At 67.1% G+C, this 13,100-nt stretch carries 15 protein-coding genes; 9 read left to right on the top strand and 6 right to left on the bottom strand.

Annotated features, from left to right (window positions below; genetic code table 11):
• Positions 1-39 precede the first annotated feature (39 nt).
• Positions 40-219 carry a CPXCG motif-containing cysteine-rich protein gene (locus tag LU699_RS00325; protein ID WP_159681730.1) on the top strand — a complete coding sequence of 60 codons (180 nt, stop codon included), beginning with the start codon at positions 40-42 and terminating at the stop codon, positions 217-219.
• A gap of 7 nt (positions 220-226) precedes the next feature.
• Here the strand turns inward: LU699_RS00325 and LU699_RS00330 are convergent, their stop codons facing one another.
• On the bottom strand, positions 227-427 hold the full coding sequence (locus LU699_RS00330) for a hypothetical protein (RefSeq protein ID WP_232135002.1): 201 nt from the start codon (positions 425-427) through the stop codon (positions 227-229).
• A 194-nt stretch (positions 428-621) separates the two neighbouring features.
• Between LU699_RS00330 and LU699_RS00335 the strand changes: the two genes are divergently transcribed.
• Both LU699_RS00335 and LU699_RS00340 read left to right on the top strand, forming a co-directional pair.
• Positions 622-1,344 (top strand): Crp/Fnr family transcriptional regulator, encoded by a 723-nt coding sequence (locus LU699_RS00335; protein ID WP_232135000.1) that lies wholly within the window; start codon positions 622-624, stop codon positions 1,342-1,344.
• Positions 1,345-1,448: 104 nt separating this feature from the next.
• Positions 1,449-1,736, top strand: coding sequence for a DUF3247 family protein (locus LU699_RS00340; protein WP_232134998.1), 288 nt, complete (start codon positions 1,449-1,451; stop codon positions 1,734-1,736).
• 57 nt (positions 1,737-1,793) lie between these two features.
• Here the strand turns inward: LU699_RS00340 and LU699_RS00345 are convergent, their stop codons facing one another.
• Complete coding sequence (locus LU699_RS00345) at positions 1,794-2,564, bottom strand: hypothetical protein (RefSeq protein WP_232134996.1); 771 nt, start codon at positions 2,562-2,564, stop codon at positions 1,794-1,796.
• 212 nt (positions 2,565-2,776) lie between these two features.
• Between LU699_RS00345 and LU699_RS00350 the strand changes: the two genes are divergently transcribed.
• From LU699_RS00350 to LU699_RS00370, 5 genes are all read left to right on the top strand, one after another.
• Positions 2,777-4,045: an MFS transporter gene (locus LU699_RS00350; RefSeq protein ID WP_269781367.1), complete on the top strand. Its 1,269-nt coding sequence runs from the start codon at positions 2,777-2,779 to the stop codon at positions 4,043-4,045.
• Positions 4,042-6,384, top strand: a complete 2,343-nt coding sequence (gene ggpS / locus LU699_RS00355; RefSeq protein ID WP_232149253.1) for a glucosylglycerol-phosphate synthase — start codon at positions 4,042-4,044, stop codon at positions 6,382-6,384. Before LU699_RS00350 ends, ggpS begins: the two co-directional genes overlap by 4 nt.
• Before the next feature lie 385 nt (positions 6,385-6,769).
• Entirely contained in the window at positions 6,770-7,192 is a 423-nt protein-coding gene (locus LU699_RS00360; protein ID WP_232134990.1) for an MliC family protein, read from the top strand.
• A gap of 105 nt (positions 7,193-7,297) precedes the next feature.
• Entirely contained in the window at positions 7,298-7,711 is a 414-nt protein-coding gene (locus tag LU699_RS00365) for an MliC family protein (RefSeq protein ID WP_232134988.1), read from the top strand.
• 187 nt (positions 7,712-7,898) lie between these two features.
• On the top strand, positions 7,899-9,203 hold the full coding sequence (locus LU699_RS00370) for a short-chain fatty acid transporter (protein WP_232134986.1): 1,305 nt from the start codon (positions 7,899-7,901) through the stop codon (positions 9,201-9,203).
• A gap of 48 nt (positions 9,204-9,251) precedes the next feature.
• On the opposite strand, the gene LU699_RS00375 is transcribed toward LU699_RS00370, so the two are convergent.
• The 4 genes from LU699_RS00375 to LU699_RS00390 all read right to left on the bottom strand — a co-directional run bounded on the left by LU699_RS00375 (position 9,252) and on the right by LU699_RS00390 (position 11,925).
• Entirely contained in the window at positions 9,252-10,622 is a 1,371-nt protein-coding gene (locus LU699_RS00375) for an amidohydrolase family protein (protein ID WP_232134984.1), read from the bottom strand.
• Entirely contained in the window at positions 10,619-10,864 is a 246-nt protein-coding gene (locus tag LU699_RS00380) for a DUF2789 domain-containing protein (RefSeq protein ID WP_232134982.1), read from the bottom strand. Before LU699_RS00380 ends, LU699_RS00375 begins: the two co-directional genes overlap by 4 nt.
• A 156-nt stretch (positions 10,865-11,020) precedes the next feature.
• Positions 11,021-11,197, bottom strand: coding sequence for a DUF1328 domain-containing protein (locus tag LU699_RS00385; protein ID WP_159681721.1), 177 nt, complete (start codon positions 11,195-11,197; stop codon positions 11,021-11,023).
• A gap of 101 nt (positions 11,198-11,298) precedes the next feature.
• Entirely contained in the window at positions 11,299-11,925 is a 627-nt protein-coding gene (locus tag LU699_RS00390; protein WP_232134980.1) for a DUF998 domain-containing protein, read from the bottom strand.
• 104 nt (positions 11,926-12,029) lie between these two features.
• On the opposite strand from LU699_RS00390, the gene LU699_RS00395 reads away from it, so the two are divergent.
• A complete protein-coding gene (locus LU699_RS00395; RefSeq protein WP_232134978.1) occupies positions 12,030-13,076 on the top strand; it encodes an ROK family protein in 1,047 nt (348 codons plus the stop codon).
• Positions 13,077-13,100: the final 24 nt, after the last annotated feature.

The following is a 13,100-nucleotide window of genomic DNA, read 5'->3' on the forward strand; positions in this document are numbered from 1 at the left end:
GCTCACGGTGCGCGCACGCCAATGCGTTATGGTCGTGCGATGCAGGATGTCGCCAAGTTGCGCTGCCCCTGGTGCGGAGAACGTTTCGAGACGCTGGTCGATGCCAGCGTGGGCGATGCGGATTACGTCGAGGACTGTCCGGTCTGCTGCCGGCCCATCGAGATGCATCTTGCCGTCGACGATGACGGCATCCGGCTCGACGCCGGACGCGAGGACTGAGACACCGTCAGGCGGGGCTGGCGGGCGTGAGTTGCCAGAACGTCTGCACCAGAGGCGCGGCGTCCTCCCAGCTCAGATCGGGATTGCGTCGCAAGCGCAACCAGCCTTCGCGCAGCTGCGGCTCGCACTCTTCCCACGAACGCTCACTCATGTATTCCCGGGACATCTGTCCGTACACCCGGCACAACTCGACGTCTTCAGCGTTCACGTCGGCTTCCTTGTTGGGGGCGCGACCCAGCCCACCAGGGCTGCATCAGGTCGACAGCATGTGAACAGGGCGCAGTCAGGGTCTGTTCGGTAACGCACGTAGTTCAGTCAGCTGTATGCGCGCTGCCGTACATACGACACCGCATTCAGACGGGAAAATCCATACTCGTTCATCCGATAGACCTTTCGCTGCGCATGAAGAAGAAAGCGCCCTGGGCGCCGCTCAATGGATTGCTGCAGGACCTGCCCGACGACGTCTGTGACCGCGTCGGCGACGAAGTCCAGCTGGTCGACATGCCGGCCGGCAAGGTGCTGCACGAAGCCAACGTGGCCCAGACGACGATCTACTTCCCGCGCGAAGGCATCGTGTCGTTGATGTATGCGCTGGAGAGTGGCGACACCAGCGAGTTTGCGATGGTCGGCAACGAAGGCGTGGTCGGCATCGGTCTGTTGACCGGCGCACGCAGCGTGCCGACGCGCGCCGTGGTCAAGGTTGGCGGCGAGGCATTGGCCCTGCGTGGCGAGTTCGCGATCCGCGAGTTCCAGCGTGGCGGCGCGTTCCAGGAAATCCTGCTGCGCTACTTCCAGGCGCTGGTGACCCAGACCGCGATGACCGGCGTCTGCAACCGTCATCACACGGTCGACAAGCAGCTCTCACGCTGGCTGCTGCTGGTCAACGACCGCGTGGGCTCAGTCGAGATCAAGATGACCCAGGAGCAGATCGCGCATCTGCTGGGCGTGCGCCGTGAAGGCATCACCGAGGCCGCGCGCCGCCTGCAGGAAGACGGCTGCATCCGCTACAGCCGCGGCGTGATCCAGGTGCTGGACCGCGAATGTCTCGTGGCCCGTTCCTGCGAGTGCTATGGCGTGGTGCGGACCGAGTACGACCGGCTGCTGCGCCCCGCACTCGAAGGCTGAGTGTCGCCGGCGCCCGCGCCGGCCCCTGCATCGCAAGACCAATTCGTCACGGCCTGTTGCGCGGGCCGCGCGAGCATGGGCGCATTCCCTCGAAGGAGTTGCCAATGAGCCAGACACCACCCCGCATCTTCACCAGCCGCGAGGATCTCGACGCGATCGAACAGCGCATCATGCTGCTCGATGACGAGGCCCGGGTTCGCGTCACGCTCGACGACGGCAACGTCGTCGAAGGCACGGTGTCTGCCCGGCCGACGCTGGAGATCTTCCGAAACCGCGATGGCGATGAAGGCCACAACGCGCGCTTGCGGCTTGACGACTTCGGGCAACCGGCGACGCCGCACTACGTGTGGGTGGGCGACGTCCGCGACATCGAGCAGCTCGGTACGGCCTGAGCCGCATCGATCACGGTGGCACCCGTCGTACGTCAGCGCGGTGCCACCGCCCTGCCCTCAATCCTCGCAGCGTACGCGCGTGACACCTTCGCCGGCATCGTCACCGACGAACAGAGTGTCCGGGCCGTCCAGACGCAGGAGCCGCTCGGCAGTCCAGGTCTGGCCTTCGCCTTCGTAATCCGCAGCCACGCGCACCGCGTCGTCGTCGAGTGCCAGCACGGATGTCGGCGTGGCGATGCTTTCGTGGAAGCGCAGCGCGCCCGGTTCGACACGCAGCGTCATATCGCTGCCGCCTGACTTGCAGGCTTCGGCATCCGCATCCCAGCGGCCGAGAAAGCGATCGGGAAGTGTCGTCGACGCGTCTTCGTCGACCAACTCGCCCGGCGGCGTCGGCACCGGCATCGATGCGGGGCGCGCGCAGCCGCGGAACGGGCCGCGGCCATCGATCGTCAGCAGGCCGGTCATCGGGAAGCGCGCGCCGGACATGTCGTCCTCGCAGCGCATTCGGCGCACGATCAATACAACGGAGCCGTCCGCATCCGATGCGTCGATACGCCGCCCGTCGGCGGTCATCGATGCGCGTGCGCCAGTGAGGCGACGCTCCGGCGCATCGACACCGCGCAGGATCACCGTGTCGCCCTCGACAGTGGCTTGCCAGAACGGTTCGTTGGTCGATACGACCACATCGTCGTCGCTGGCCGCAGTCGGCGCAGTCGTATCCGGTGCTGGCGACGCAGGCGCGGTGGCGCTGCCGGGCGCAATGTCGGGTTGGCAGGCGGCCAGCAGCAATGCGGCTGGAAGCAGCAGATGGACCGGGTGGATTCGCATGGCAGGTGTCCTCGGAGCGGCGTCGCGACAGCATCGCCGGACGCGTGTTCATTTTTGGTCATCCGGTCCGGGAACTGCTGCAAGCGCATGATTGCGTTGCGGTTTTCGCTGCAGCGCAGCATGGTCGCCCGGTGTCGATTCCAGGTGAAAATATCCAGCATTTTCAATATGTTATACTTTCAGACCTTCGCTGATATTGCCGGAGGTCCGTCATTCCAGTCGTCCGTAATCTCGCCGCGCTGTTCGTCGGCGTCGCCCTGCTGCTGATGGGCAGTGGCCTGCTCGGCACCCTGCTGGCGGTGCGCGGCCGGATCGAGAACTTCGACGACCAGACGATGGGCCTGATCATGTCGGGTTACTTCGTCGGCTTCTTCCTCGGCACCTATCTGGCGCCGGGGCTGATCCAGCGGATCGGCCACATCCGCGCCTTCGCGTTCTATTCGGCGCTGGTCGCCGCGGCGATCCTGCTGCATCCGGTATTCGTGAATCCCTGGGCCTGGGGCGCGCTGCGCGTGCTGACCGGCGTCGGCCTCGTCGGCCTGTACACCGTGATCGAAAGCTGGCTCAACGTGCAGGCGCCGCCGGACAAGCGCAGCCAGGTCTTCGCGGTCTACATGGCGGTGAATCTGCTGGCGCTGGCCGCCGGCCAGTGGTTCATCAGCTTCATGGATCCGTCGACCTTCGTGCTCTTCAGCGTGGTCGCGATCTTCATCTGCGTCGCGGCGTTGCCGGTCGTCGCCAGCCGCATGGTGCAGCCGACGCTGCCGGCGGTACCTCGGCTTGCACTCGCGGCGCTGTGGCGCGCGGCACCCGCCGCGGCCACAGGTTCGTTGCTGGCGGGCCTGGCAATGGGCGGCTTCTGGGGCATGGGCGCGGTCTACGCGACCGGGCTCGGCCTCGATCTGCAGGGCATCGCCGCGCTGATGAGCGCGACGATCCTCGGCGGCGCGCTGCTGCAATGGCCGATCGGCCGCGCCTCGGATCGCGGCGATCGCCGCACGACGCTGGCGATCATCTGCGCGATCGCGGCGGTGATCGGCGTGGCGATGATGTTCGCTGCCGACCGGTCGCATTTCGCCCTGTTCGGCCTGTTCTTCCTGTTCGGCGGCGTGGCGTTCGCGATCTATCCGTTGTGCGTCGCGCACCTGCTCGACCATCTGCCGGTCGAGGACACGCTGTCGGGCTGCTCGAGCCTGCTGCTGCTCAACGGCGTGGGCTCGGCGATCGGCCCGGCGCTCGCAGGTGCAGCGATGGTGCGCTTCGGGCCATCCGCCCTGCCCGCTTCGTTCGCGATCGTGCTCGGCGCGCTGGCGATCATTGCCGCCGGCCGTCGCCTGATCCGTCGTCGCGACCGCGACCATCCGTCCGTCTTCCATCCGATGCTGCGCACCACCCCGTCCGCGCTCGAACTGCTGCCCGAAACCGGCCCCGCACCCGAGGGGCCCGACCTTTCCGATCCACACCACAAGGACCCACGTTGACTCAGGAAACCACCACCACCGACCTCACCCCCGCCAATACCCCGTTCGTGCCGCGACTGATGCTCGCGACCGACCTCGACGGCACCTTCCTCGCCGGATCGCCCGCGCATCGCCAGCAGCTCTACCGTCTGGTCGACCGCCATCCCGAGATCCGCCTGACCTTCGTCACCGGCCGCGGCCTCGAAGCCGTCATGCCGCTGCTGTCCGACCCCAGCCTGCCGCGTCCCGACTACGTGATCTGCGATGTCGGCGGCACCGTCGTCGACGGCCACACCCTGCAGCCGATCCAGCCCTTGCAGACGCGCATCGACCGTCGCTGGCCGGGTGAGCGCGCGGTGGCCGATGCGATGGCCGGCTTCACCGGCCTCGTGCGCCAGGACGTGCCGCAGGAGCGCCGCTGTTCCTATTTCTGCGAACCGGAAGCGCTGGCCGGCATCCGTGGCGACATCGAGGCCACCGCACGCAAGCTCGGCTGCTCGGTGCTGTATTCGGCCGACCGCTACCTCGACATCCTGCCGCCGGACACCGACAAGGGCCGCACGCTCGCCGCGCTCGCTGACCATCTGGAGCTGCCGCGCGATCGCGTGCTCGTCGCCGGCGACACGCTCAACGATCTGTCGATGTACACCTCCGGATTCCAGGGCGTCTGCGTGGGCGAATCCGAGCCCGCACTCGTCAAGGCCACCGACCAGCTGTCGAACGTGTTCCAGGCGCAGGCGCCGGGCTGCGGCGGCATTCTCGAAGCGATCACGCACTTCGATCTGCTCGAATCCGACGACCCCTATCTGCGCCAGACGATCGAGCGCAGCACCGGCCAGTCGGATCTGGTGATGGTCTATCACCGTCTGCCCTACGAGGAATACGTGGAGGACGGCCAGCGCAAGCGCCGGCGCCCGACCTCGCCCAACGGCATCATCCCGAGCCTGCTCGGCTTCTTCGGCAGCGGCCAGAAAGGCTCCTGGGTCGCGTGGAGCGTCGACGACCCCAAGCTCGGCAAGTTCGAAACGCGCACGCCGGTCGATCCCGACGCGTATCCCGATCTCACCGTCGCGCGCGTGCCGCTGACCCAGACCGAGGTCGACGCGTTCTACAAGCGGTTCTCGAAGGAAGCCTTCTGGCCGATGCTGCACACGTTCTGGGAGCGCGCGCGCTTCAATGAAGACGACTGGAACATCTATCTGCGCGTAAACCGCAAGTTCGCCGAAGCGACCGCTGCCGAAGCCGCGCCCGGTGCGACCGTGTGGCTGCACGACTACAACCTGTGGATGGTGCCGGCCTATCTGCGCGAGCTGCGCCCGGACGTGCGCATCGCGTTCTTCCACCACACGTATTTTCCGTCGGCCGACGTGTTCAACGTGGTGCCGTGGCGCCGCGAGATCCTCGGCAGCCTGCTGCAGTGCGACTACATCGGCTTCCACATTCCGCGCCAGGTCGAGAATTTCGTCGACGTGGTCCGCGGTGCGATGCCGACCGAAGTGCTGGAACGCGAAGGCTGCGCGCCGCGCTTCCTGACCTACGGATGTGCAGTGGGGCTGGACGAGACCACGACGCGCATCCGTGTCGGCGATCGCGTCGTCGGCCTCGGCGCGCATCCGGTCGGCACCGACATCAAGCGCATCGAAAAGGGGCTGGCGCAGCCCAAGGTGCGTGTGCGCCTGGAACAGATCCGGCGCGAGTTCTCCGGTCGCAAGCTGGTGTTGTCGGTCGAACGCCTCGACTACACCAAGGGCACGCTGGAGAAACTGCTCGCGTTCGAACGCCTGCTCGGCGAACAACCCGATCTGCGCGGCAAGGTCACGCTGCTGATGATCTGCGTGCCGGCGTCCAAGGAGATGACCGTCTACCAGGAACTGCAGACGCAGATCGAACAGGCGGTCGGTCGCATCAACGGTCGCCACGCGATGCTCGACTGGAGCCCGGTGCGCTTCTTCGCCCGCAGCCTGCCGTTCGAAGAAGTACTTGCGCATTACGCGGCCGCCGACGTCATGTGGATTACGCCGCTGCGTGATGGACTGAATCTGGTGGCCAAGGAATTCGTCGCCGCGCAGGGCATCGAAGGTTCGTCGGGCACGCTGGTGCTGTCGGAATTCGCCGGCGCCGCCGCCGAACTCAAAGGCGCGGTGCTGACCAATCCGCACGATCTGACCGATCTCGTCGCCGGTCTGCGACAGGCGCTTTCGATGCCGGAACACGAAGCCGTCGGCCGCCAGCGTCAACTGTTCGACATCGTCCACTACTACGACGTGGAACGCTGGGGCCGTGATTTCCTCGCAGCGGTGAACACTGCCGGCAGCGGCGCCGACCAGCACCGGTATGCGGCGCGGGGACTTGCCGCCTGATCGGATGCGGGAGCGCTTCGTGCAGGCATGTGCGAAGCGCTTTCGTGTGTCGGCTTGGTGTCGCGCGCCGGAACGGCCGAGCGACCACAGCACCTCTCCCTCCGGGAGCAAGCCCGCCCCGGATTTGATCCGGGTTCGATGCGCATCGCGCATCTGGTGAGGGAACGGGGCTGACAGAGCAAGTCTGAAGTCCCGAGCTTCCTCGCAACTTCAGGGCTGCGAGCACGATGGACGATAGCAACGATGGGTTTCGCTGCGCTCTAGCCATCCTACGAACGGCGCAGGCATCGCGATCCAACGACGCCACTCTCCGTTCACCGCGCCTTCCCTAGCCTGCAGGCACCTGTCGGCACCACGCCGGCGCCCGACTCGAAGAGGACGCCACATGCGCGCAGCACCCGCCACCGCTCTCCTGCTCACGTTCGCCCTGGCCGCATGCGGCGGTGAATCGACGCCTGCATCGCCGGCTACGGACACGCCACCGCCTCCGCCGCCTGCCGCGACCGCTGCAGAAGAAGTGCCACCGACCGGTTCGCTCGCGGCGCGCGAAGCCGAGACCGAGCCGTCGAACACGATCAACTACGACTGCGAAGGCACGCGCATCACCCTCGCCCAGGAAGGCGAAGGCGACGACGCCCGCGTGCAGTTCGTCGTCGACGGCGTGACACTCGATCTGCCGCGCGCCGAGACCGCGCAGGGTGATCGCTTCGCCGATGCCGACGGCAATGCGTTCTGGAGCCACGGCACCGACGAAGCACGCTTGACCCTGCAGGGCCAGCACGAGCGCAACTGCGCACGCGTCTACTGACGCACCGGCGCATTCATCGCCTCCGGCAAACGGAGGCGATATGCTCGCCACGCCCCTCCCCGCCCCCTCGCGTCGATCCGATCCACCCAAGGCAAGGAGACGACCATGCGCTGGTTCACCCCCGTGTTCACTGTGGCCATCGGCCTGTCGCTGGCGGCGTGTTCGCCGGCAGATGCACCACCCGTCGACGATGCGGCGACGCCGCCGGCAAGCGGTAGTACGGAAGAAACACCATCTGATCCAGAAACCCCCAGCACCGACGCAGCGCCGCTGCCGCAGGTGATGCATTACGACTGCGAAGGCACGCCGGTCGACGCGACGTTCGATGGCCGCGGCCAAGTGAGTATCGCGGTCGATGGGGCCACGTACGTCCTGCGTACCGAAGAAGCGGCGTCAGGCACGAAGTACGTCGACGACGCCGGCATCGTGCTGTGGACACGCGGTGCAAACGATGCACTGCTGACGCGCCCCGATCATCCGGACCGCACCTGCACAGGTTCGGCTGCGGCGCCGGTCTGAGGCTTTCGCGAGCGCGTCTCGACGCGCTCGCTTTTCCGCGTCTCACCTCACGCGACGTGGTGCAGCTCGCAATCTCATCGTGCGCATGTGTCATCTCATGCATCGCACGCAGGTAGACCATCGTCCAGCAGGCATACCGCGCGTGCGCCGCTAAGCTGGGCGGTCGTTCCCCACGACGGTACCCACCATGTTCCAGCGCGCCACGCGCCTGTCCGTCCGACTCGTCGAACGGTTCCTGCCCGACGCCTACGTCTTCGTCCTGATCTTTACCGCGCTGGCTTTCATCGCTGCCTTCGCGATCGAACAGACCCCGCCGCTCGAACTCGTCCGCTATTGGGGCACCGGTTTCTGGGAGCTGCTCGGCTTCTCGATGCAGATGCTGCTGGTGCTGGTGACCGGTTTCATTCTGGCCAAGACGCCGCCGGTCAAACGCGGCCTGACCTGGATGGCCTCGCGCTGTCGCACACCGAAGAACGCAATCGTCGTCGTCACGCTGGTCGCGATGGCCGCGAACTGGATCAACTGGGGTTTCGGTCTGGTGATCGGCGCGCTGTTCGCGCGTGAGGTCGCCCGCTTCGTCAAGGTCGATTACCGCCTGCTCGTCGCGAGCGCCTACTCGGGTTTCATCATCTGGCATGGCGGCCTGTCGGGTTCGATTCCGCTGACGATCGCGACCGAAGGCCACTTCATGCAGGAGGCGATCGGACTGATTCCGACTTCGGAGACGATCTTCGCGCCGTTCAATCTGCTGATCGTCGCGCTGCTGGTGATCGCCATCCCGCTGATCAACCGCGCAATGACACCGTCCGACAAGGACGCCGTGCTGTTCACCCCGCCCGAAGATCCCGAGCCGCCGGTACTCGCGCAGGATTCGAGCCCGGCCGAGCGTCTCGAGCACGGCTGGATCCTGTCGGTCGCGGTCGGTGTCGCGGGTCTGGTGTTCCTCGCTGATCACTTCATCGCTGGCGGCGGACTCAACCTCAACATCGTCAACTATGGCTTCCTGATGCTCGGCATCGTGCTGCACCGCACGCCGGCCCGGCTGCTGGCCGCGCTGCAGGAAGCGATCAAGGGCGGCGCGGGCATCGTGATCCAGTTCCCGTTCTACGCCGGCATCATGGCGATCCTGGTCGGCTCGGGCTTGGCAACGACGATGTCGGAATGGTTCGTGTCCTTCGCCAGCGCCGGCAGCCTGCCGTTCTGGACCTTCCTGTCGGCCGGCCTGATCAACATGTTCGTGCCGTCGGGCGGTGGCCAGTGGGCGGTGCAGGCCCCGGTGATGATTCCGGCCGCGCAGGCGCTGGGCGCCGACCTGCCGCGCGTGGCGATGGCCGTGGCCTGGGGCGATGCGTGGACCAGCATGCTGCAGCCGTTCTTCGCCCTGCCGCTGCTCGCGATCGCGGGGCTCAAGATCAAGGACATCATGGGCTACTGCCTGATGCTGCTGTTCGCATCCGGCGTGATCATCGGCCTGGTGTTCCTGCTGCTCTGATCGCAGTCGCAGAGCCCGCCGCGCGCATGACGCGCGGCGGGTCCTGATTCAGTCCGCGTGACGCTCGGCGATCTCCGCCAGTCGCGCATCGAGCGCTTCGCGCGGCGACCAGCGACCCCGTGCCATGACGCCGAGCGGCGCCTGCGCATGCGAGAGGTCTTCGCGCGGATCTCCGGCCAGCAACACCAGATCCGCGCGGCGGCCGACTTCGACGGTGCCGAACGCGTCGGGCGTGCCGAGCGCCAGCGCGGCGTTACGCGTGCCGGTGACCAGCACCTCGTAAGGCGTCAGGCCGGCGGCCTGCATCATCGCCATCTCGCGATGGATCGAAAAGCCCGGCACGTTGAAGAACTGCGGTGCATCGGAACCGAGCACGATCGGCGCGTCGCCGTCGTGCAGCGCCTTGAGCAGTTCGCGGCGCAGAATGACGAGTGCCTGCGCGGCATCGGGCTGGAAGGTGTCGCGCGCCGCATACTCGTGTTTCGCACGGCGCCAGCGCTCACGCTCCGAAGCCGGCATGTAGCGCATCTCCGGCCACTGCAGCATCGCTTCCGGTGTTTCGGAAGAGGCCATGTGCTCGACCAGGGTCAGCGTCGGCACATTCCAGGTGCCGGCCGCCCGTGTGCGGCTGACGGCTTCATCGATGCGGCCGCGATCGGCCCACTGCACCCAGCCACTGCCGAACCAGCCCGCTTCGCGCTCGCCGGTCTCGGTGCCCGGCGGCACCAGGAACTCGACGTAGCGATCGAAGTGATCGATCGAGGCCTGCTTCGCATCGAGCGCCACCTCCAGCGGCACACCTTCGGGGATATGGCCGGCGAACGGAATGCCGACCGCGTGCGCGGTCTCGGCCATGCGCGGATACGCATCGGCCGGAATGCTGCCGATCTTGACCAGATCGAAACCGGCGGCGTGATGCGCGCGCACCTCGCGCACGGCTTCGTCAGCGTCCTGGCTGCGCAGCCACGGACTGGCGACCACCATCGTCGGACCGTTCACCTCGCCGCGTTCGATACGCGTGCGCAGCTCCGGATGCGAGACGTCGCCCGACATGTTGCGCACCAGCGTGACGCCGTTCGCCAGATACAGATCCAGCGTGTCCTGCACGTAAACCGGATCGTCGCCGCCCGGCACGTGGCCATGGAATTCGGCGAGACCCGGCATCAGCACGCGCCCCGAGCCGTCGATCCGCGTCGCATCACCCGGCACTTCGATGTCGTCGCGCGGGCCGATGGCGGTGATGCGGCCATCGCGGACGACGACGGTCTGCGAGGACAGACGCACGTCGCGGTCCATCGGCAGCAAATCGACACCGACGAATGCGAACGTGCCCGCATTGCCGGCGTCCGTGGTGGTCTGCGCCTGCGCGGCGCCTGCCAGCAGCAGGCTCGTGGCCGCAAGGCCGTGCCACCACCTCATGTGGATGGACGCGCGTGCAGCGCGACATTGAGCTGGTCGATCACGACGATCCAGTCGGCGTCCTCGATGCGTTCTTCACGCAGCAGCTGCGCCTGCGAGTTAGTCCAGAACGGCGCTTCTTCCAGGCGCACGTCATCGGGCAGCGGACCATGTTCGGCGATGAAGCCGCGGATCGAGGCCTCGTCGTTGGGCAGGCCCAGCTGGGCGAAGAGTTCTGAGAACGCATGGACGGTCGATTCCACGATGCACTCCAGATTGGTCGTGCACCGAGCCTAACGCGACCTGCGTCAACGCCATTTCAGATGCAGGTGCATCGATGCATGCGGTTTTCCGGATCCCGGATACGCGAACCGCCCGGCATGCGGGCGGTTCGGTCGACACGTGTGCGGCAGTGCGTGCTAACTGGCGACTTTCTTGGCGACCGTCAAGCCCAGCACGAACAGCACGACAGCGATGATGACCGCTGCCCAGAACAGGAACTTCGCGATGCCCATCGCCCCACCGGCAATGCCGCTGAAGCCGAGCGCGCCGGCGACGAGGCCGATGACTGCGAAAATGATGGCCCACTTGATCATGAAACGTTCTCCTTGCGGGGCGACGCGATCCCGCGCCGCCAGTGGCCGAAATCTTCCGCCGCGTGCGGTGCGCATCGCGTGAACGCAGGCTGCGTGTCGCGTCAACGCAGGCGGCTGGCGAGCGCGCGCAGTACGCAGATCATCCATCCGAGAATCAATACGATCACCGTCTTCTGCGCGAGACCGCGCGGCACGTCGCGCCACACGGCGAGCACCCACACCGACGCGAAACACAGCAACGCCCACGGCAGTGCCCAACGCGCCGTGCGGCGCCACGCGGGATCGCGCAGAAAGCCGAGCGCCTGCACCACCATGCCGGTCGTCGCGAACAGGAACGCGCCCTGCGCGGACACGCCATGGATCAGACCTTCCAGAGAGCGGTCCACGCCCGGCATGTCCATCCACGCATACGCCGTGATCGACAGCGACGTGCCCGCGAGCGCGAACAGCAGCAGCGCAGCCGCGCTGCGCGCCGGTGGCGCGTGCGCTTCGCGCAAGGCCCAGCCCAGCGCGACCATGCCGACGCCGAGCGCGACATAGGCGATCTGCAGCAGCGGACCCCAGTCGCCGATCAGATACAGACTCATCTGGCTGGAGACGGGATCGAGTTCGGGACGCAGCAGATGCAGCGCGATCGCCGCGGCGACGAACGCGGCGAGACTCGCGGCCGCGATGTGGCGCGCGCGGCGGATTGCCGGGCGTTGCGCAGGGAGACAAGATGTGGACATCGGGAACAGGCGTCGGAAATTCGCGACGCATGCTACCGGAGCCGTCACGTTGCGCTAGCCGCCCGCCCGCGACGATGCGGTCCACTTCGAATTTCCGTGCCCCGATGCCGCGCGATACCCGCAACCGACACGCCGCGATCCGCCTGCCCGATCTTCGCATCGACAGCTGCAATCTGCCCCTGCGTGATCCCGATGGCGACGGGTTTCTCGGCGACCGCGCGAGCCAGACGGCGTTCCGCCGGTTCCTCGATATCCGGCGCCGGCATCACTTCACCGGACAGCGCGATCCCTTCGGCCGTACCGCGACGCATGCGATTCCCAAGAACGAGATCGACCTGGTGCTGGTCGGGGGCAATGCAGATGCCGCGCATCTGGTGCATGCCGCAGTCGAAGACCATGCGCACCAGCTCGCCGGTGTGGTGCGGGGATTTCTACAAACCGACGACTGGCACGGCGTGCGCCGCATCGTGATCGGCGGCGGATTTCCCGGCAGTCGCGTCGGTGCCCTGTCGGTGCGCCGCGCCGCGCGCCTGCTCAAACTCGCGCGCAGCGGCGTGGATCTGTCGCTGCTGCGCCATGACGGCGACGATGCTGGCCTGCTCGGCTGGGTGCCGCTCGCTCCGGCCGCGACGCATCGGCACGACGCCTTTCTCGCGGTCGACATCGGCGGCACCAACATCCGCTGCGGCATCGTCGCGCCGCATTTCGGCCAGCGCGAGGACGGCAGTCGCGCCCGTGTGCTCGAACGCAGCCAGTGGCGCCATGCCACCGAGTCGCCTGATCGCGAGGACGCCGTGATCCGCATGGCGGCGATGCTCAATGGCCTGATCGCGCATGCGCGCACGCTGGGCCTGCGGCTGGCGCCCTTCGTGGGCATCGCCTGCCCGGGTCAGATCGCTGTCGACGGGCGCATCCTGCACGGCGCGCAGAACCTGCCGGGCGACTGGGAAGCCGAGCACTTCCGGCTCGCGGACGCCCTGCGGCAGCGACTGGATCGCATCGGCACGCGCGCACCGCTGGTGCTGCTGCACAACGATGCTGTCGTGCAGGGGCTCAGCGAGCGCCCGCGCATGGCCTCCGTCGAGCGCTGGGGTGTGCTGACCATCGGTACCGGTCTGGGCAACGCCAGCTACACCAACCACCGCGCCTGAACCGCCCGGAGCGCTTCGGGCCGA

The organism is Luteimonas fraxinea, from assembly GCF_021233355.1.
Taxonomy (GTDB): domain Bacteria; phylum Pseudomonadota; class Gammaproteobacteria; order Xanthomonadales; family Xanthomonadaceae; genus Luteimonas; species Luteimonas fraxinea.

What these genes read in the sequence shown, in the direction of transcription:
- LU699_RS00325 (WP_159681730.1), top strand. Translation starts at nt 40, where the DNA reads ATGCAGGATGTCGCCAAGTTGCGCTGCCCCTGGTGCGGAGAACGTTTC.
- LU699_RS00335 (WP_232135000.1), top strand. Translation starts at nt 622, where the DNA reads ATGAAGAAGAAAGCGCCCTGGGCGCCGCTCAATGGATTGCTGCAGGAC.
- LU699_RS00340 (WP_232134998.1), top strand. Translation starts at nt 1,449, where the DNA reads ATGAGCCAGACACCACCCCGCATCTTCACCAGCCGCGAGGATCTCGAC.
- LU699_RS00345 (WP_232134996.1), bottom strand. Translation starts at nt 2,564, where the DNA reads ATGCGAATCCACCCGGTCCATCTGCTGCTTCCAGCCGCATTGCTGCTG.
- LU699_RS00360 (WP_232134990.1), top strand. Translation starts at nt 6,770, where the DNA reads ATGCGCGCAGCACCCGCCACCGCTCTCCTGCTCACGTTCGCCCTGGCC.
- LU699_RS00365 (WP_232134988.1), top strand. Translation starts at nt 7,298, where the DNA reads ATGCGCTGGTTCACCCCCGTGTTCACTGTGGCCATCGGCCTGTCGCTG.
- LU699_RS00370 (WP_232134986.1), top strand. Translation starts at nt 7,899, where the DNA reads ATGTTCCAGCGCGCCACGCGCCTGTCCGTCCGACTCGTCGAACGGTTC.
- LU699_RS00375 (WP_232134984.1), bottom strand. Translation starts at nt 10,622, where the DNA reads ATGAGGTGGTGGCACGGCCTTGCGGCCACGAGCCTGCTGCTGGCAGGC.
- LU699_RS00385 (WP_159681721.1), bottom strand. Translation starts at nt 11,197, where the DNA reads ATGATCAAGTGGGCCATCATTTTCGCAGTCATCGGCCTCGTCGCCGGC.
- LU699_RS00390 (WP_232134980.1), bottom strand. Translation starts at nt 11,925, where the DNA reads ATGTCCACATCTTGTCTCCCTGCGCAACGCCCGGCAATCCGCCGCGCG.
- LU699_RS00395 (WP_232134978.1), top strand. Translation starts at nt 12,030, where the DNA reads ATGCCGCGCGATACCCGCAACCGACACGCCGCGATCCGCCTGCCCGAT.